This is a genomic window from Salinicoccus roseus (genome assembly GCF_003814515.1).
GTDB lineage: Bacteria > Bacillota > Bacilli > Staphylococcales > Salinicoccaceae > Salinicoccus > Salinicoccus roseus.
In genome coordinates this window covers 460,001-480,035 of record NZ_RKQJ01000001.1, presented here as the reverse complement: position 1 = coordinate 480,035, position 20,035 = coordinate 460,001, and the positions used below count along the sequence as shown (strand labels likewise).

Genomic DNA, 20,035 nt, shown 5'->3' with positions numbered 1-20,035 from the left:
GAGGAATCTTATTATGAGTAAAGTTATAGGCATAGACTTGGGAACTACAAACTCTGTCGTATCCGTATTGGAAGGCGGAGAACCGAAAGTCATCCAGAATGCAGAAGGCAACCGTACGACGCCTTCCGTCGTGTCATTCAAAGATGGCGAAAAACAGGTCGGTGAAGTCGCGAAGCGCCAGGCGATCACCAACCCGAACACGATCATGTCCATCAAGAGGCATATGGGTACAGATCACAAGGAAAACATCGATGGCAAGGATTACACACCTCAGGAAATCTCTGCAATGATCCTCCAGAACCTGAAGGAAACTGCAGAAAGCTACCTGGGCGAAAAGGTTGCTAAAGCTGTCGTAACAGTACCGGCCTACTTCAACGACTCAGAGCGCCAGGCGACGAAGGATGCCGGACGCATTGCCGGACTTGAAGTGGAGCGCATCATCAACGAACCGACTGCGGCAGCGCTTGCATACGGCCTCGACAAGCAGGAACAGGATGAAAAAGTACTGGTGTTCGACCTTGGTGGCGGTACATTCGACGTATCCATCCTTGAACTCGGCGACGGCGTATTCGAAGTGCTTTCCACAGCCGGTGACAACCGCCTTGGCGGGGACGACTTCGACCAGGTTGTCATCGACCATCTCGTAGAGTCATTCAAGAAGGAGAACGGCATCGACCTCTCCCAGGACAAGATGGCAATGCAGCGCCTGAAAGATGCTGCTGAAAAAGCGAAGAAAGACCTTTCCGGTGTGTCTTCCACACAGATTTCACTGCCATTCATTTCAGCAGGGGAAGCAGGACCGCTGCACCTTGAAATGAACCTGACACGTGCAAAATTTGAAGAGCTTTCCAACAGCCTTGTAGAGCGTACGATGGGACCTACACGCCAGGCGATCAAAGATGCCGGCATCGACAGGAACGAAATCGACCAGGTCATCCTCGTGGGTGGTTCTACACGTATCCCGGCTGTACAGGAAGCCATCAAGAAGGAAACCGGCAAAGAGCCGAACAAGAGTGTCAACCCGGACGAAGTTGTTGCAATGGGTGCAGCCATCCAGGGTGGCGTACTTTCCGGAGATGTACAGGACGTTGTTCTGCTTGACGTGACACCACTGTCACTCGGCATCGAAACGATGGGCGGTGTATCCACAGTCCTCATCGAGCGCAATACGACGATTCCGACAAGCAAGTCCCAAGTATTCTCCACAGCTTCCGACAACCAGCCGGCCGTGGATATCCATGTACTGCAAGGTGAGCGTCCAATGGCGGCAGACAACAAGACGCTTGGCCGTTTCCAGCTGACGGATATTCCACCAGCACCAAGAGGCGTGCCTCAAATCGAAGTGACATTCGACATCGACAAGAACGGTATCGTCAATGTTACAGCGAAGGACCAGGGCACGGGCAAAGAGCAGAAGATCACAATCGAATCCAGCTCCAACCTCTCTGATGACGATATCGACAGAATGGTCGAAGAAGCTGAAAAGAACGCAGAAGAAGACAAGAAACGCCGTGAAGAAGTGGATCTGAGAAACGAAGCGGATCAGCTTGTATTCACAACCGACAAAACAATTGAAGACCTTGGAGACAAAGTCGACGCTGAAGAGAAAGAAAAGGCGGAAAGTGCAAAAGAAGACCTCAAGAAAGCACTTGAAGGTTCCGATATGGATGAAATCAAATCCAAAAAGGAAGCACTTGAACAGATTGTCCAAGGCATGTCCATGAAACTCTATGAGCAGATGGCTCAGGAGCAGCAGGCCCAAGAAGGCGGAGAGACTTCCCAGGAGTCCGGCGATGATGTCGTGGATGCAGACTTCAAAGAAGTGGACGAAGACGATAAGAAATAATCATGATATCAATTTCTGATTGATGAAAGTCAAAGCCAACAGCATTGGCTTTGACTTTTTTAAATGATATAGTATACAGGTTGGAGGCGATAGAATGGCGAAAAGAGACTATTATGAGGTGCTTGGCGTCGGCAAGGATGCTTCAAAGGACGAAATAAAGAAGGCATACCGCAAGCTGTCGAAAAAGTACCACCCGGATATAAATAAGGAAGAAGGCTCCGATGCCAAGTTCAAGGAGATATCGGAAGCCTATGAAATATTGAGTGATGAGGACAAGCGGGCGCAGTACGACCGCTTTGGCCATGAAGGCATGAACCAGCAGTTCGGCGGCGGTGGCGGATTCAGCAGCGCCGGCGGCTTCGGCGGGTTCGAGGATATATTCAGCTCATTCTTTGGCGGCGGCTCCAGAATGGATCCGAATGCACCGAGGAAAGGTGATGACCTTCAATATACGATGACCGTCAATTTCGATGAGGCCGTCTTCGGAGTCACCAAAACCATCACAGTCAAAAAAGAAGTCAACTGTGATACTTGCGACGGTACCGGTGCGAAGCCGGGTACATCCAAATCGACATGTAAGATGTGCTCCGGTGCAGGCCGTGTAGCTGTAGAGCAGAATACACCATTCGGCAGGATACAGACCGAACGCACATGCCCAACCTGCAACGGTTCAGGGGAAGAGATAGAGGATCCTTGCAACAGCTGTAAAGGTGCAGGCACTGTCACAAAAGATGTGCAGATTGAAGTCACCGTCCCTGAAGGCGTCGACAACGGCCAGCAGATCAGACTGCAGGGCAAAGGCGACCCTGGAATCAACGGTGGGCCGGCGGGAGACCTCTATATCGTGTTCCGCGTCAGACCGGACTCCAGATTCACCAGAGACGGCGATGACATCCACTTCGAACTGCCGATTTCGTTCGCACAGGCGGCGCTTGGTGATGAAGTGAAAGTACCGACATTGAGCTCGGAAGTTGTGCTTACGATTCCTGCAGGCACCCAGTCCGGCAAGCGCTTCCGCCTCAAGGAAAAAGGCGTGAAGAATGTCCACGGATATGGCTATGGTGACCAGTTCGTCACTGTTAAGGTCGTTACGCCGACCAAGCTTACAGATCGTGAAGCGGATCTGTTCCGCCAGCTTGCCGAACATGGCGGTGAAGACATCACCGAGCAGAACGAGAATTTCTTCGACAAGACAAAACGATTCTTTAAGGGTGACTAGATATGAAATGGCATGAAGTATCCATCCAGACGAAGGAAAGCAATGAAGAGTCCTTTGCACTGTTCCTCAATTCGATATCAAAAGGGATCTCCGTCGAGCATTCCCTGGATATACTGAAGCAGAAGATCGATGACTTCGACGATAAATACCGCCTCGATCCGAAGGATTACCCTGAAAGCGACATCCGGATCACCGTCTATTTTGACGAGACTGCGGACATTGAGGGAAGACTCGGTGAAATCCATGATTTCATCGAGTCGCAGCCGCTCGACGAGAAGTCTGCCATCGTCATCGAAACCAAGGAAATCAACGAAGAGGACTGGGAAAACGAATGGAAGAAGTATTTCCACAGCTTCCGTGTCTCCGAACAGTTCGTCATCGTGCCGTCATGGGAACTTGAGGACTACGAATTCCAGCCGGATGATAAGCTGATCAAACTTGATCCTGGCATGGCTTTCGGTACAGGTGATCATCCGACGACCAGCATGTGCCTCAAAATGATTGAGAACACGGTCAAACCGGAACACAAGATCATCGATGTCGGCACAGGCTCGGGCATTCTGACGATCGGTTCCCACCTGATGGGGGCGAGGGACCTCAAGGCGACGGATATCGATGAACTGTCCATAAAGGTCGCCAGGGAAAACTTCGAATTGAATGGGTGTGCAGAAGATATAGTGCTTGAAACGGGCGATCTTCTGAAGTCGGAAACAGGAACATACGACATCATCATTGCGAACATCCTCGCCCATATCATCGATGACATGATCGATGATGCGCATGACCGCCTGAATGCGGGCGGCAGCTTCATTGCATCCGGAATCATTACGGAAGCACGCGATGATATCATTGCGCATATGGAGGGTGCCGGCTTCTCCGTAGAGGAAGTGCTTGAAGAAAATGGATGGGTCAGCATTCTGGCCAGGAAAGCGTGAGACCATGCAGCGATACTTTACGGATGAAAAATTAAGCATTGGTGAGATTTTCACAGCGTCAGCTGATGATACACACCACATGAAGAATGTGATGCGTTTCAAGCCCGGTGATGCCTTCCACATGGTGGACGGCAGCCGGCACACTTTCCTATGCGAGATCACATCGGCCGGGGAAACCGTGGAATGCCGTCCACTGGAACTGGTGGAGGAAGCACCGGAACTGCCCGTCGACATCACCGTCTACTGCCCGCTCCTGAAAGGCGAGAAGTTCGACTGGATGATCCAGAAGGCGACGGAGCTCGGCGCCCATGCATTCAACATCTATGATGCGGACAGGAGCATCGTGAAGCTTGACGAAAAGAAGCGCCGGAAGCGTATCGAAAGGTACATGAAGATCATCAGGGAGGCAAGTGAACAAAGCAGACGGCAGCATATCCCGGAAATCGGTTTCGTGCCGGCTGTGAAGGAGCTGTCCCTCGATGCTTTCGACCATGTACTGTTCGCCTATGAAGGCAATGCATCCAATCCGGCTGCAAGCCTAAACGAGACGCTCCAGGCCCTCAGTGGAGGCGACCGCATCGCTTTCATATTCGGGCCTGAAGGCGGCTTCAGTGAAGCGGAAACAGAGGCGCTTTCCAGCCACAATTCCATTCGTCTCGGACCCAGGATACTTCGTGCCGAAACGGCCCCGCTTTATGCGTTGTCGGCGATCAGCGCCACGTTCGAATAGCCTGCCTCTCATTGAAGAAAGGGGCAGGCTATGCTATTATATGGGGCAGATGAACCACAAATCCACTGAAGAAAGATCTGATTTTTATGAGCGAAAAAACAATCGCATTCCATACATTAGGCTGTAAAGTGAACCACTATGAAACAGAAGCGATGTGGCAGCTCTTCAAGGGCGAAGGCTATGACCGTGTCGACTTCACGCAGAATGCGGATGTATTCGTCATCAACACATGCACAGTGACGAATACAGGGGACAAGAAGAGCAGGCAGGTCATCAGGCGTGCCATCCGAAACAATCCGGACGCAGTCGTCTGTGTTACAGGCTGTTATGCCCAGACGTCCCCGAAGGATATTCTGAATATCCCCGGTGTCGACATCATCATCGGTACTGAAGACCGTGACAAGCTGATCGATTATGTGAACCAGTACCATGAGGAGCGCCAGCCGATCAACGGAGTCAAGAACATCATGAAGAAGCGTACATACGAAGAGATGGATGTGCCTTATTTCACGGACCGTACACGCGCCACACTGAAGATCCAGGAAGGCTGCAACAACTTCTGCACCTTCTGCATCATTCCATGGGCCAGGGGCCTCATGCGCTCACGTGACCCGGAAAAGGTCGTGGAACAGGCGCAGCAGCTCGTGGATGAAGGGTATAAGGAAATCGTCCTCACCGGCATCCATACAGGGGGCTATGGCGAGGATCTGAAGGACTACAACCTTGCACAGCTGCTCCGTGACCTGGAGGAAGTGGACGGCCTGAACCGTCTGCGCATCTCCAGCATCGAAGCCAGCCAGCTGACGGATGAAGTGATCGATGTGATCAATGATTCCAATAAGATCGTCCGCCACCTGCATATACCGATCCAGTCGGGCAGCGACACCGTGCTCAAGCGCATGCGCAGAAAATACACGATGGAATTCTTCGAATCCCGCATCATCAAACTGAAGGAAATCATGCCGAACGTCGCCATCACAAGCGATGTCATCGTCGGCTTCCCGGGTGAGACGGAAGAGGAGTTCATGGAAACGTTCGATTTCATCAAAAAGCACCACTTCTCAGAACTGCATGTCTTCCCATATTCCATCCGTACGGGCACTCCGGCGGCGCGGATGACGGATCAGGTGGACGAAGGGGTCAAGAATGAGCGTGTCCATCGACTGATTGAACTGTCGAACGCACTGGCAACTTCATATGCAGAGCAGTTCAAGGACGATGTACTCGAAATCATCCCCGAGGAGGAGAAGGACGGCAAACTCATCGGCCACTCCGACAACTACCTCAAAGTGGAAGTCGAAGGCGATGCTTCACTTACAGGCGAACTCGTCAAGGTCAAAATCACCGAGCCAGGCTATCCGGTAAGCAAGGGCGAGGTCGTCAAAGTACTTGAGAAGCCGATGGTCAAAGCCTATGCCTATCTCGAACGCACTATCTGATGTATGAATGGTCCAACTAGTATATAATGAAACAGGACCGAACAACCGATCCCAACAACTAATGGAGTGATACTATGGAACTATCGAAATATATCGATCATACACTGCTCAAGCCAGCTGCTACACAGGACCAGATCTTCGAACTGTGCCAGGAAGCGATGGAATACAATTTCTGCAGCGTATGCATCAACCCGACATGGGTTTCAACATGCAGTGACCTGCTGAAGGACAGCGATGTCAAAGTGTGCACCGTCATCGGTTTCCCGCTCGGTGCAACAACATCCGAAGTCAAGGCCTTTGAAACGATGAATGCCATCCAGAATGGTGCCGACGAAGTCGATATGGTCATCAACATCGGCGCTTTGAAATCCGGCAATGAAGATCTTGTATACAACGACATCAAAGCTGTATGCGATGCAGCCGGCCAGGATGTACTCGTCAAAGTCATCATCGAGACGGCACTGCTCGACAGCGATGAAATCGTCAAAGCATGTGAACTGAGCAAAAAATGCGGCGCCGATTTCGTCAAGACTTCGACCGGATTCAATGGCGAAGGTGCCAAGGCTGAGGATGTCACGCTGATGCGCCTGACCGTCGGGGAAGACATGGGCGTCAAGGCAAGCGGCGGTGTCCGTTCATTTGAAGATGCCAAACTCATGATCGAGAGCGGCGCGACAAGGATCGGTGCCTCAAGCGGCAAGGAGATCGTCAGCGGCGGTACAAGTGAGAGCAGTTATTGAATTAGCAGTTGACCCGCTTTTTACAATATATTATAATGTGTGAGTACATAGTAATTGCTATGTAAAAGTAAGGTTTTTGTTATCCGGAGGGAGGGAAGACGATGTCTAAAACAGTAGTTAAGAAGAACGAACCTATTGAAGACGCGCTGCGTCGTTTCAAACGCACAGTTTCTAAAAGCGGTACGATCCAGGAAGCTCGTAAGAGAGAATTCTACGAAAAGCCTAGCGTAAAGCGTAAGAAGAAATCTGAAGCTGCCCGTAAGCGTAAATTCAAATAGTTCGACTCCCTCTGATAATCACGATATAGAGACAGCACACTGTGCTGTCTTTTTTTATGCAATCAATTTAATAATATAACGGTTTCATGTATAATAAAGTTAATGGAGGGGATTGTCATGGCTCTAACTCAGGCATTTGTGATAGGAAATATTCTCACTGCCTTCAGAGATGTGGTTACGATGCCATTGATTGCCTTTATTTTATTAGCGATATTCTTCCTGGGGCTGATCTATCAGCTCTTTTCCGAAAGAGTCAGTATCATCGGTATGCTTTCAATACTCTCCATCATCGTCTACTATGCAGGACATCTTCTCATCGGTGAATATAATGGAATCGTACTTGCCCTCTTCATCATCGGCATCCTTTTCATAGTCGTCGGACTATTCATGACCGGAAGTTTCCTGGCACTGATTGGCAGCATCATCATCATAGTAAGCATGGTTCTGGTGAGCGGCAGTGCACTTCTGTTCAGTTTTTACATTCTCGTCATCATTTTTCTAGCTATAATCGAGTGGGTGATATTTGTGAAAAAGAAAAAGAGTAAGCTGCCATTCCTCAATCGTCTGATTCTGAGGGATGCGACAGATGCAGAATCGGGTTATACATCATTCGATGACAGATCCTATCTGCTCGGCGAGACGGCCAAGACCGTCACACCGCTCCGGCCCTCGGGCACGATAAGATATGGGGACGAGCGGATCGACGCTGTGGCGGAAGGCGGCTATATCACCGGGGATGTTGAAGTTAAAGTGATACATGTTGAAGGAACCAGGGTTGTAGTCCGTCCACTGGAAGAATAATCTAAAAGGAGCGTTTTACATGAATCTAATGTTTATCACCGGTTCAAGTCTGATGATAATATTCCTTATTGTCATCGCATTCATCGTCATTTCCTTCCTCCTGTCCTTCGTACCGATCGGTCTATGGATTTCAGCCATTGCCGCCGGTGTGAATGTGGGGATCTTCTCCCTTGTCGGGATGAGATTGAGAAGGGTCAAGCCGAAGCGTGTAATCGAACCAATGATCAAGGCGCATAAGGCTGGACTCAAAGTCACTACAAACCAGCTCGAGTCCCACTTCCTTGCAGGGGGTAACGTGGACCGTGTCGTTGATGCACTGATTGCGGCACAACGTGCAGACATAAATCTGACTTTCGAGAGATGTGCGGCAATCGACCTTGCAGGTCGTGACGTACTTGAAGCTGTGCAGATGAGCGTCAATCCGAAAGTCATCGAAACGCCTTTCATCGCCGGTGTAGCGATGGATGGTATCGAAGTCAAGGCGAAAGCGCGCATTACGGTGCGTGCGAATATTGAACGCCTCGTCGGTGGTGCCGGTGAAGATACGATTGTTGCCCGTGTCGGCGAAGGCATCGTATCAACAATCGGTTCTTCCAACAAACATACTGCAGTACTCGAGAATCCGGACAGCATTTCACAGACCGTCCTCTCGAAGGGTCTTGATTCAGGTACCGCATTTGAAATCCTGTCGATCGATATCGCCGATGTCGACATCGGCAAGAACATCGGTGCCGATCTTCAGACTGAACAGGCTGTGGCAGATAAGAACATTGCCCAGGCGAAAGCCGAAGAACGTCGTGCAATGGCCGTAGCGCAAGAGCAGGAAATGAAAGCACGCGTTCAGGAAATGCGCGCGAAAGTTGTAGAGGCCGAGTCCGAAGTACCTCTCGCGTTTGCCCAGGCACTCAAAAGTGGAAATATCGGCGTAAGCGACTACTACAACCTTAAAAACGTCGAAGCGGATACGAACATGAGGGATTCGATCAACAAGATGACCGATCCGACACGTGATACCCAAGACGATGAATAGGCTGTGATAATATGGAAATACTCCCTCTGCTTATCTTCATAGGCGGCATCATCTACACGGCGATTGCCAGCCAGAAGGATAAAGGCAATAAAGAAGAGCGGAATATTGATCCGAGCAAGATGGACCGGCCAACCGGTTCAGCTGCTCCCAGAAGAAGACAATCAGGCTCCGAGAATCAGTCAAAAGGACTTTTTGATGATATGGTCGGAGAGATAGAACGTCGCTTTTCCGGTGAAACAGAACAGACTCCAAAAAATACGAGACAGCCTGCACAGGAAGCCAGTCCATCACGACCTGCAACACAACGTGCAGAGCGTCAATCGAACCAGCGTCCTATGAGCGAGCGGTCATTTGGAAGAAGCCTTGAAGAGAAGGCCAAAGAAACGAATGCAGGCAAAAAGGCGGCGGATCCCTATAGGCAGAAGACGAGGGGCGCATCACAAGGTTACGATTGGGCTGACCGAGCCCGTGAAGAAGTGAAGAACCGCCAACAAGGCCGTGGACAAAAGGATGAGGTAGAAACAGTTGCATCAGGAGAACGCCCCCGCAGGCAGCAGAAGCCGGCGGAACCGGCACCGAAGCCTAAAATCCAGAAGGAATCCCTTTCCTTCGGCCGCAAGGATATCGTGAATGGTGTCATCTTTTCAGAAATCATCGGAAAACCAAGATCCAGAAGATAACGTCAGCATATGCTGGCGTTTCTTTTTTTGCCATTATTGATTGTTTTTGAGTGTTTATGATTGACTATGATTATAAAAAAGTGTATATTCAAATGGAAGAAGGTGATGAAATGCTGACCAACCAAAGATATGAGAAGATAATGGACTATTTGAATGCCAACACGATGGCTTCAGTCAGTGAACTTGTAGAAATCACTTCAAGCAGTGCGCCAACTATTCGCAGGGATTTGACGTATCTTGAAGAAAAAGGGATGCTTGAACGCATCCATGGCGGAGCTACAGTAAGTCAAATAGAAAGGGAAGAGGATTATGGAGAAAAATCTGTAAGAAACCTTTCCAAAAAAATCAAAATCGCTCAAAAAGCAGCAGGCTTGATTGAAGACGGCGATATCATCTTCATAGATGCCGGCACGACGACATATGAGATGGTGCCATTCATCTCCCAGCACAATCTTACTATCGTAACCAATGGAATCACATTGATTGAACAGCTGGTACGCAATGGCCATCAGGTCCATGTACTTGGCGGCAGGATCAAACCGGTCACCAAAGCAGTCGTTGGGCCTGAAGTGATCGATAAGATCAGCAGGCTGTCGTTCGACAAGTGTTTCATCGGGGCGAATGCAGCGGATGTGATGCATGGCCTTTCCACTCCTGAAGAGGAAGAGGCCTATATCAAAAGTCGTGCAATCCGCCAGTCCAGGAATGCATATGCATTGGTGGACAGCACAAAATTCAATCGTACGGCTTTCATCAGGTTTGCGGATATAGAGGACGCATCCATCATCACCGATGATGTGCATCATCCTTTTGTGGAAAAGATAAAATCACGCACTGAAATTTATGGGGGTGAAAAATAATGATATATACAGTCACATTCAATCCTTCGGTGGATTATATCGTCCGGCTGGATGCGCTTGAAATCGGTGCTCTCAATCGGACCAGCGACACTGCAAAATATGCTGGAGGTAAAGGGATTAATGTTTCCAGGATTCTGAATGCCCTGGAAGTGCCGTCGACGGCACTCGGTTTTGCCGGTGGGTTTACAGGAAGTTTCATAGAAGAGGCGCTTCAGACTCAGGGTATACATCATGACTTCATCAAAGTTGCAGGGGACACGCGGATAAATATTAAACTGAAAACTGGTGAAGAGACGGAAATCAATGCCGCAGGGCCGATGATTGACACTTCAGATATCGATAGGCTGAAAGACCAGCTGTCAAAACTCACTACAGAAGATCATGTCGTATTTGCTGGAAGTGTTCCTTCGGGGCATGACGACTTGTACGCAAATCTGGCCCGCCTCCTTGAGAGCAAAGGGGTAGAATTCACGATCGATGCCGAAGGCGACAAACTGACATCGACACTCGAACACGGTCCATATCTGATCAAACCGAACTTGTTTGAACTTGAAGGCATCACCGGCAGGAAACCGTCGAGCAAAGCTGAGATGATAGAGGCGGCAGCCAGCCTGCTCGATCTTGGAGCAAAGAACATTCTGCTCACCCTCGGCAGCGATGGTGCGCTATTCATCAACCCGGAGCATAGGTACTATATTCCGTCGCCTGCAGGAACATTGAAGAATTCGGTCGGGGCAGGGGATTCCACTGTAGCAGGATTCATCAGCAGAAAAGGCCATCCTCTCACCGAACAGCTCAGATACGCGATTGCATGCGGCAGTGCGACTGCCTTCAGTGACGACCTTGCCACACGCGGAGACATTGAAGATCTGCTTGAGAAGATAGAAATCCATACGATAGAAGAGGTGAAATGATGAGAATTACAGAACTTTTGACTAAAGACACCATCAATATGAACGTCCGTGCATCGGAAAAGGATGCTGTCATCACGGAACTGGTGGAAGGGCTGCATGAAGCAGGGAAGATTTCCGAGAAGGGAAAGTTCCAGGAAGCCATCCACAGGAGGGAATCTCAGAGCACGACAGGTGTAGGGGATGGCATCGCCATTCCCCATGCACAGACTGCGGAAGTGCTTGAACCCGCAATCATGTTCGGACGCAGCCAGGCAGGCATCGACTACGCCTCCATGGACGGTCAGCCGGCGTATCTGTTCTTCATGATCGCCGCACCCGAGGGCCAGGCCACGACGCACCTGGATGCACTGGCGAAACTGTCCACCATACTGATGAACGACGATGCAAGACACCAGCTGATGAATGCTTCATCAAAAGACGAAGTCATCGATACGATCGACGCCTTCGATGACTCCGAGCCGACGGAAGATGCTGTTTCGGAGCCATCCGACCGCCCATTCATCCTGGGGGTCACAGCCTGTCCGACAGGGATCGCCCACACCTATATGGCAGCTGACTCACTGAAGAAGAAGGCAGGGGAAATGGGTTACGACATCAAAGTTGAGACGAACGGATCTGCAGGCGTGAAAAACGAACTGACGGATGAGGATATCGCCCGTGCTGCCGGCATCATCGTCGCAGCGGATACAAACGTCCAGATGGGACGCTTCGATGGCAGGAATGTCGTGGAAGCACCTGTTGCGGATGGCATCAAACGCCCTGAAGAATTGATCAATCAGGCACTCGATACATCAAGGGCCCCATACCGTGCAGAACAGTCCAAAAAGCAGATGGAAGGGGAGAAGGGTGCCAAGGGCAAGCCTTCCATCTACAAGCACCTGATGAACGGTGTCTCCAACATGCTGCCGTTCGTTGTCGCCGGCGGTATACTGATTGCGATCAGTTTCATGTTCGGCATCCACTCCGCCGATCCGGACCACGCACAGTATAATCCGCTTGCAGAAATGATCAACTTCATCGGTGGCAATGCCTTCCAGCTGATGATTCCAATCCTCGCCGGTTTCATCGCAATGAGCATCGCTGACAGGCCAGGTCTCGCTCCAGGCATGATCGGCGGGCTCATGGCATCGACGATGGGCTCAGGCTTCCTCGGTGGTCTGATTGCAGGTTTTCTCGCAGGCTATCTCATGGTCGGCATCAAGAAACTTCTTGAAGGCCTGCCGCAGGTGCTTGATGGATTGAAACCTGTCCTGCTCTACCCGCTGCTTGGCGTGTTCCTGACAGGGATCATCATGTACTACATCGTCGATCCGCCTGCTACGGCACTCAATGATTGGATGAATACGACGCTCAGCAATATGAGCGGGGGCAACATCGTCCTCCTCGGTGCAATCGTCGGCGGCATGATGGCCATCGACATGGGCGGCCCGATCAACAAGGCTGCCTATGCCTTCGGTATCGCAGCGCTTTCTGCGAACAACCCGGAACCGATCACCGCAGCGATGATCGGCGGGATGGTACCGCCACTTGCGATTGCTGTGGCAACCATGGTGTTCAGGAACAGGTTCACCCAGGTGGAGAGGTCCTCCGGGCCGACCAACCTGATCATGGGTGCATCCTTCATCACCGAAGGGGCCATTCCATTCGCAGCCGCCGACCCGCTCCGGGTCATTCCATCCATGGTAGTCGGTTCTGCAACAGCAGGCGCCCTTGCAATGGCATTTGCAACGACGGTCAATGCCCCGCATGGCGGACTCTTTGTTGCACTGACCATTGGAGAAGGCAGACTCATGTTCCTGCTTTCACTCCTTATAGGTACGCTGATAGCTGCAGTGATGCTTGGACTCCTGAAAAAACCAATCAAACAATAGCACGAAAAAGCCCACATGATGATTCATGTGGGCTTTCTTGCGGCTTTATACAGTTATTTTCGTGTGGTGAAGTAACTTACGGTGTAACCCAGAAGCGCTACTATTATAAGAGCGCCAAGGCCAGTCAGTGCAAGAATCTGCACGACACTCGCCGTGTTGTTGACTGCGATGTTGTAGATGCCGCTGATTAGGATGACAAGTGCTACAGCAAGCAATAGATAGAGTATTGCGCTGTTGCTTTTCATAAAAAATCTCTCCATAGGAATATAATCGATATTCGTGATTGCCATTCCACTGTAACATAAAGCTTGTTTATTGAAAAACCCACTGTTTATACATTCTACGGCATGTCAATTCGTCAGGGTATGCAAAATTGTTTACAAAAATACCCCTAAGGGGTATAGTGTAAATGAAATGAAACATGGGGAGTGATTATATGGAACATGATAGTAGAAAACATCACCATGAGAACGGAACTAGTCATGAAGAGCATGAAAGTTCCCACAGTCATGAGCAAAGCAATAACGACCACACGGGGCATGACCATCATGGAGATATGGTGACGGAGTTCCGCAACAAATTCTTCATCATATTGATAGTCACCGTTCCCATCATGCTGCTGTCACCGATGATCCAGGAATTCATGGGAGTGGAGTGGCGTTTCACAGGTGACCTCTACATTCTCGCTGCATTGTCCACCTTCGTCTACTTCTATGGCGGCTGGCCGTTCCTCAAGGGGGCTGTCGATGAATTGAAGGGTGGAGAACCCGGTATGATGACCCTGATCGGCATGGCCATATCCATCGCCTTCTTCTACAGTGTCGCCGTCGTATTCGGTTTTGATGGGGAGCAGATCTTCTGGGAACTCGCCACACTCGTACTCATCATGCTCCTCGGTCACTGGATCGAGATGCGCTCAATCAACAATGCATCCAAAGCCCTGGAGTCTCTGGCCTCGCTCATGCCCGATACGGCACACCGCATTTCAGGGGATGGTTCTACAGATGAAGTGCGTGTCGATGAAATCAAAGCAGGGGACCATGTGTTGGTGAAGCCTGGGGATAAGATGCCTCTGGACGGAAAGATTATAAAAGGGGAATCACAGGTGGACGAATCGATGCTGACCGGGGAGTCGGTGCCGGTAGTGAAATCCGTAGGTGATGAAGTGATCGGCGGGTCGATCAACAGGGAAGGCTCACTCACTGTAGAAATAGAGAAACTCATGGATGCGTCCTACCTGAATCAGGTCATCGAAATGGTGAAGGACTCACAGAAGACCAAATCCAGGACCCAGGATGTTACCAACAAGGCAGCCAAGTGACTGTTCTATATCGCCTTGGCTGCAGGGATCATCACCTTCATCGTCTGGCTCGCCATCGGATCGACTGTGGATACGGCCATCCAGAGGATGGTGACGGTCATGGTCATCACCTGTCCGCACGCTCTTGGTCTGGCAGCACCGCTCGTCATTTCAGTTTCGACTGCGCTTTCTGCAAAACATGGACTGCTGATACGCAACCGTCCCCAATTCGAGCAGGCGCGCAATATTAATGCAGTGATATTCGATAAGACAGGCACATTGACTGAAGGAGCATTCGGGGTCACTGATATGGAGACCTTCAGCAGCATGGATGAAGATGTAATCTTGTCATATGCGGCAACTGTAGAAAATGATTCGGAGCATCCGATTGCGACAGGTATAGTGGATGAAGCTTCTGCAAGGAATCTGGAGCTTCATGAAATGTCCGATTTCAATTCCATTACAGGCGTCGGTATCGAAGGAAAGATTGAAGGCAGGAATGTCAAAGTAGTCAGTCCCGGCTACGTTGCTGAACATGATATCGACTTTGATGATGCACGTTTCAATGAATGGTCAAGCCAGGGTAAGACCGTCGTCTTCCTCGTGGTGGATGAGGAGCTGTCTGGAGCAATCGCACTTGCAGACAAGATAAAGGAAAGTGCAAAAGAGACGGTGGCTGAACTGCATAAAAGAAATATCAAAGCCATCATGCTGACCGGGGACAATCGGAAAGTGGCAGACCATGTGGCAGAACAGATTGGGATCGATGAAGTCTATGCCGAAGTCCTGCCGGATCAGAAGGCGGACAAGGTGGCAGAAATCCAGGAACGGGGACTCGTCGTGGCGATGACCGGCGACGGTATCAATGATGCTCCCGCATTGACGAGGGCAGACGTCGGCATTGCTGTCGGAGCAGGTACAGACATCGCCATGGACAGTGCAGATATCGTGCTCGTCGACAGTAATCCGAAGGATATCCTTGCGATATTCAGCCTGTCGAAGAAGACGTACAACAAACTTGTCCAGAATCTGATTTGGGCCACCGGCTACAACATCTTCGCGATTCCATTGGCAGCCGGCGTACTTGCCCCCTGGGGCATCATCCTGAGTCCTGCTGTCGGTGCGATCCTGATGAGTTTGAGCACCATCATCGTCGCCATCAATGCACAGCTGCTGCACCGTTTCGAAGTTGAATGATGAATAAGAAGGAGCGCCTGCTGGCGCTCCTTTTTTGTGGAAAGAAAATCGAGGGGCACATGATTGACGGCCGCATCCATATGACACTATTATAAAAGTGAAGGTGCTTTTGGGCCAAACCATGTGAAAAGAGGGATAGGGATGACCCGATTCGACAATGACTATACTGAAGGTGCACACCCAAGGATTATGGAAAAGCTTGCAGAGACGAATGAAGAACAGCTTCCCGGCTACGGCAGGGACCACTATTCGGATGAGGCGAAGGCGCTGATCACAAGATTATGTGATAACGATGTGGATGTACATTTCATGGTCGGCGGTACGCAGGCGAATCTGACCATCATTTCATCAGCTCTCCGGACCCATCAGGGGGTCATCGCCCCGGATTCCGGACATATCGCAGCTGATGAAACCGGAGCGATAGAAGCGACAGGCCACAAAGTACTGGTGATTGAAAATGAAGATGGGAAGATCAGTGCGATGCAGATCCAGGATTTTGTGGCTGGACACTGGACCAGTCCCATCCGTGAGCATATGGCCCAGCCGAAGATGGTCTGCATCTCCCAGCCGACCGAGTCGGGGACCATGTATTCCAAGCAGGAACTGGAGGAGATCCGGAAGGTCTGTGATGATCATAATCTTCATCTCATGGTGGACGGGGCGAGGCTCGGTTATGCACTTGCCGCTGAAGACAATGATGTCACCCTGGCCGACCTGGCCAGGTTATGTGACGTCTTCTACATCGGTGGCACAAAGGTGGGGGCATTATTCGGGGAGGCAGTCGTAATATCGAACAGCGCCCTCAAAGAGGATTTCCGCTATATCATCAAGCAGAAGGGCGGCATGCTGGCAAAGGGGCGGCTGCTCGGCATCCAGTTCAAAGTGCTGTTTCAAGACGACCTGTATGTGGACATATCACGTCATGCCCTGAAAATGGCAAAACGCCTCCAGGAAGGCTTTGAAAGCAAAGGGATCCACATGCATTATCCATCGCCGACCAATCAGCTGTTTCCCGTGCTGACGACGGAACAGATTGATGAATTGAGCCGAAAGTATGCTTTCCAGCCATGGGAAGAACTGGATGAAGACAGGAAAGTGATCCGCTTCTGTACCAGCTGGTCGACCAAAGAAAACGATGTAGAAGCATTGATTGCAGACATAGGGAAGCTATAAATAATGCCCATCCGGAGGATGGGCATTATTTATAGTCAATTGTTCATACTTTTCCGATCAGTATAAGTCTGTTCTTGCTGTCCTTGTAATCTCCTCCCGTTTTTCATAGATGTTCGTCACGATGACCTTAAGCACCGCATAGAAGGGGACGGCGAGTATGATGCCCCAGATGCCGGCAATGTTTCCAGCTGCGAGTATGATCGTGATCACTGTCAGGGGATGAACATTCAGTGCGTTGCCCATGATATTCGGTGTGATCAGATTCCCTTCAATCTGCTGGGCGACAATCATGATGATCGCCACATACAAAGTCATGATCGGATCCTGAACAAGAGCGATTATCAATGCTGGAATCACAGCGAGATAGGGACCCAAAAACGGAATGACATTGGTTGCGACACCGATGAGCGCAAGAAGGAAGGCATAGTCAAGGCCAATGAGCAGATAGCCGATCAGCAGCATGGCCCCAACACACAGACTGACGAATAGCTGTCCGACGATATAGGCCTTCAAGGTTTCATCCACATCATGCAGCGTTTTGCGGATCCATGTCCGTCTTTCACCGGTAAAGAAATGGGCGACAAACGGTGCGAACTTCTGGTGGTCGATCAGGATGTACACCAGGAAGAATGGAACGAGGATGAGGGTAAGCACCCCAGAAACCAGACCAGTCAGGAAAGATACGATCCACGAGCCGACATTCGAAGCCCAGTCGGAAAATTGTCCGGCTATGCTGTTGGCCTGTTCCCGGACAGAATCCGGCAGGTTCTCACGCTGGCTCAGTAGGGATCTTCCATATTCTTCTGCACTCCTGATGATTCCGGGCGCATTATTCACAAAGGAATTGATCTGGCTGGCAACAATTGGTGCAATCAGGATGTAAAACAGCCAAATGAGCACTCCCAGCAAAATGAAGATAGCCAGGATGGCGGACCATTTCGGAAAGCCCTTTTCTTCGAGAAAATACAATATAGGTCTTGTCAGATAAAAAAGGACTCCACCAAGCAGCAGGGGCAGGAAGATGGTCTGTGCGACCACCACGATCGGAGAAAATATGCCTTGAACTTCCATGAACAAGCGTATGATCAGTAATGAAAAAATAATGGCGACGGCTGTACGGAACCAGATTTTATGTGTCATTCAAACACTCCTTTCTTCTATACTCCATACCCGGACCGCGGCATCGTATTTCACAATGGCTATACTTCGTCCGGTTGAATTGCTAAAATCAGGGAAGGGTATAATCAATGAAACACATGAGCCAAAGGAGAATTTGAATGAAGGATTCCAAGCAGTTTGAAGCGTTGCTGAAAAGCCTGGATGGGCAGAAATACGGAGCATACAAACGTTTGAAGGGCACATACCGCTTTGAGCGGTTCAGACTTGCCGTGGACAATATCCAGTCCGATCCATATGCACCGCCATCCAAGATGCGTATCATCATGGATAGGGACACAGCCGGCATCCCTGATGACCTGCTGGATGGCAAAACCAAGGTCACCGCAGCATCCGACTTTTTGACACGGGCATTCGCAGATCAGATACAAGCTGAAAAGAAGGCCTCTAAGGGCAGGGCCAGCATCCAGATCGACAGGTGCGGCCAGGAGATTCTGGAACGTACTTCCGTAATGATCGGGGAAAAGGAACTGGAAGTGCGCTTTGAAGTCGGGATGCCTGCAGCAGGCAGAAAGATACTCGGGAAGGCCGCTGCACACATCTTCATGGACATACTCCCAAAGGTGGCCGAGAAGGCTCTGCTGTATAGGAATCTGGACCAGGAGGCGCTCAAGGAGCAAACGACACTCATGGTCGATCAGACATATGTGCAGGAGGAATTGGCACGCAGGAACCTGGTCGCATTTGTGGCGAATGATTCCATCCTCCCCCGGAAAAGCGGCGTCTCGGACAGACCGATGGAGGGTGCCGTACCATTTGCAAGTCCGGAGCGGTTTGAAATTGAAATTGCCCTGCCGAGCGGCCGGAAAGTGACCGGGATGGGCATCCCTGAAGGAATCACCCTGATCGTCGGCGGCGGGTATCATGGTAAGTCGACCCTGCTCCAGGCATTGGAACGCGGGGTATATCACCACATACCGGGGGATGGGCGTGAGATGGTCATCACCCGGCCCGATGCTTCGAAGATACGGGCGGAAGATGGACGGAATATAGAGAAGGTGAACATCAGTACCTTCATCAACAACCTGCCCGCCAAAAAGGATACAGGGGCGTTCTCGACCGAAAATGCCAGCGGAAGCACCTCCCAGGCGGCAAATGTCATGGAGGCGCTGGAATATGGGTCGTCCCTCCTGCTCATTGATGAGGATACATCAGCGACGAACTTCATGATCCGGGATGCAAGGATGCAGAAGCTGATTGCACCGGAGAAGGAGTCGATTACACCATTCTCGAGCAAAGTGAAGCCGCTTTATGATGACAAAGGTGTGTCCACCATCCTGATTGTCGGCGGCTCAGGCGACTATTTTGAAGCGGCCGACCAGGTGCTTATGATGGATGAATACAGGCTGAAGGATGTTACGGATGCTGCCAAGGAAATCGCCGCAACAGAAGGGTATAGGCGTGAGAACCCCTTTGATGACCAGTTCGGCGAGGTGAGTTCCAGAATTCCATTGAAATCAGGGTTCTCCAAATCCGGTAAGGACGGAAGACTGAAGCCGAAAGGCAGAACCAGCATCCTCTATGGCAGGGAACCGATCGACATGTCGGGGCTGGAGCAGCTTGTCGATGCCAGTCAGACGAACTGCATTGCGGTCATGCTGGATTATTTCAGGAATGAGGTATTGGATGACAGACGGACGCTGTCGGAAGCGGCCGACGTCATCTATGCGCATATTGAAAAGAATGGCCTCGATTCCATTTCCCCCTATACCGGCCATCCGGGGAATCTTGCGCTGCCGAGAAAACAGGAATTCTGCGCGGCCATCAACCGTTACCGCGGCTTGAAGGTGAAGAGCAGCAGAAGCTAGGACAAAAAAAGCGGCATCTCCAAATTTTGGGGATGCCG

General features: G+C 50.6%; 17 protein-coding genes and 1 pseudogene. 16 read left to right on the top strand and 2 right to left on the bottom strand.

What is annotated here, in order from left to right:
* Positions 1-13 precede the first annotated feature (13 nt).
* From dnaK to EDC33_RS02535, 13 genes are all read left to right on the top strand, one after another.
* On the top strand, positions 14-1,846 hold the full coding sequence (gene dnaK, locus EDC33_RS02595; protein WP_094905671.1) for a molecular chaperone DnaK: 1,833 nt from the start codon (positions 14-16) through the stop codon (positions 1,844-1,846).
* Between the two features lie 94 nt (positions 1,847-1,940).
* Positions 1,941-3,065 (top strand): molecular chaperone DnaJ, encoded by a 1,125-nt coding sequence (gene dnaJ, locus EDC33_RS02590; RefSeq protein WP_040104572.1) that lies wholly within the window; start codon positions 1,941-1,943, stop codon positions 3,063-3,065.
* Between the two features lie 2 nt (positions 3,066-3,067).
* Positions 3,068-4,000, top strand: a complete 933-nt coding sequence (gene prmA, locus EDC33_RS02585) for a 50S ribosomal protein L11 methyltransferase (RefSeq protein WP_094905670.1) — start codon at positions 3,068-3,070, stop codon at positions 3,998-4,000.
* Positions 4,001-4,004: 4 nt separating this feature from the next.
* Positions 4,005-4,730: an RsmE family RNA methyltransferase gene (locus EDC33_RS02580; RefSeq protein ID WP_124010083.1), complete on the top strand. Its 726-nt coding sequence runs from the start codon at positions 4,005-4,007 to the stop codon at positions 4,728-4,730.
* Between the two features lie 86 nt (positions 4,731-4,816).
* Positions 4,817-6,169: a tRNA (N(6)-L-threonylcarbamoyladenosine(37)-C(2))-methylthiotransferase MtaB gene (mtaB, locus tag EDC33_RS02575; RefSeq protein WP_094905669.1), complete on the top strand. Its 1,353-nt coding sequence runs from the start codon at positions 4,817-4,819 to the stop codon at positions 6,167-6,169.
* Positions 6,170-6,243: 74 nt separating this feature from the next.
* A complete protein-coding gene (deoC, locus tag EDC33_RS02570) occupies positions 6,244-6,909 on the top strand; it encodes a deoxyribose-phosphate aldolase (protein ID WP_094905668.1) in 666 nt (221 codons plus the stop codon).
* 101 nt (positions 6,910-7,010) lie between these two features.
* Positions 7,011-7,187, top strand: coding sequence for a 30S ribosomal protein S21 (gene rpsU, locus EDC33_RS02565; protein WP_017548804.1), 177 nt, complete (start codon positions 7,011-7,013; stop codon positions 7,185-7,187).
* 117 nt (positions 7,188-7,304) lie between these two features.
* Entirely contained in the window at positions 7,305-7,988 is a 684-nt protein-coding gene (locus tag EDC33_RS02560; RefSeq protein ID WP_094905667.1) for an NfeD family protein, read from the top strand.
* A gap of 52 nt (positions 7,989-8,040) precedes the next feature.
* Entirely contained in the window at positions 8,041-9,018 is a 978-nt protein-coding gene (floA, locus tag EDC33_RS02555; protein WP_031549028.1) for a flotillin-like protein FloA, read from the top strand.
* 11 nt (positions 9,019-9,029) lie between these two features.
* Positions 9,030-9,698, top strand: a complete 669-nt coding sequence (locus tag EDC33_RS02550; RefSeq protein WP_124010082.1) for a hypothetical protein — start codon at positions 9,030-9,032, stop codon at positions 9,696-9,698.
* 92 nt (positions 9,699-9,790) lie between these two features.
* Complete coding sequence (locus EDC33_RS02545) at positions 9,791-10,558, top strand: DeoR/GlpR family DNA-binding transcription regulator (RefSeq protein ID WP_229716651.1); 768 nt, start codon at positions 9,791-9,793, stop codon at positions 10,556-10,558.
* On the top strand, positions 10,558-11,472 hold the full coding sequence (gene pfkB / locus EDC33_RS02540; protein ID WP_040104578.1) for a 1-phosphofructokinase: 915 nt from the start codon (positions 10,558-10,560) through the stop codon (positions 11,470-11,472). Before EDC33_RS02545 ends, pfkB begins: the two co-directional genes overlap by 1 nt.
* Positions 11,472-13,343 (top strand): PTS fructose transporter subunit IIABC, encoded by a 1,872-nt coding sequence (locus EDC33_RS02535; RefSeq protein WP_124010081.1) that lies wholly within the window; start codon positions 11,472-11,474, stop codon positions 13,341-13,343. The genes pfkB and EDC33_RS02535 overlap by 1 nt, the downstream gene beginning before the upstream one ends.
* 53 nt (positions 13,344-13,396) lie before the next feature.
* On the opposite strand, the gene EDC33_RS02530 is transcribed toward EDC33_RS02535, so the two are convergent.
* Positions 13,397-13,588 (bottom strand): hypothetical protein, encoded by a 192-nt coding sequence (locus EDC33_RS02530; RefSeq protein WP_040104580.1) that lies wholly within the window; start codon positions 13,586-13,588, stop codon positions 13,397-13,399.
* 191 nt (positions 13,589-13,779) lie between these two features.
* Here EDC33_RS02530 and EDC33_RS02525 point away from each other — a divergent pair.
* A pseudogene (locus tag EDC33_RS02525) lies at positions 13,780-15,840 on the top strand (copper-translocating P-type ATPase).
* 141 nt (positions 15,841-15,981) lie between these two features.
* Entirely contained in the window at positions 15,982-17,013 is a 1,032-nt protein-coding gene (locus EDC33_RS02520) for a threonine aldolase family protein (protein WP_124010080.1), read from the top strand.
* 57 nt (positions 17,014-17,070) lie between these two features.
* Here EDC33_RS02520 and EDC33_RS02515 read toward each other — a convergent pair whose 3' ends face one another.
* The gene (locus EDC33_RS02515; RefSeq protein ID WP_124010079.1) at positions 17,071-18,153 is read right to left on the bottom strand and encodes an AI-2E family transporter; all 1,083 of its coding nucleotides are present in this window, start codon (positions 18,151-18,153) and stop codon (positions 17,071-17,073) included.
* A gap of 137 nt (positions 18,154-18,290) precedes the next feature.
* On the opposite strand from EDC33_RS02515, the gene EDC33_RS02510 reads away from it, so the two are divergent.
* A complete protein-coding gene (locus EDC33_RS02510; protein ID WP_124010078.1) occupies positions 18,291-19,997 on the top strand; it encodes an ABC-ATPase domain-containing protein in 1,707 nt (568 codons plus the stop codon).
* Positions 19,998-20,035: the final 38 nt, after the last annotated feature.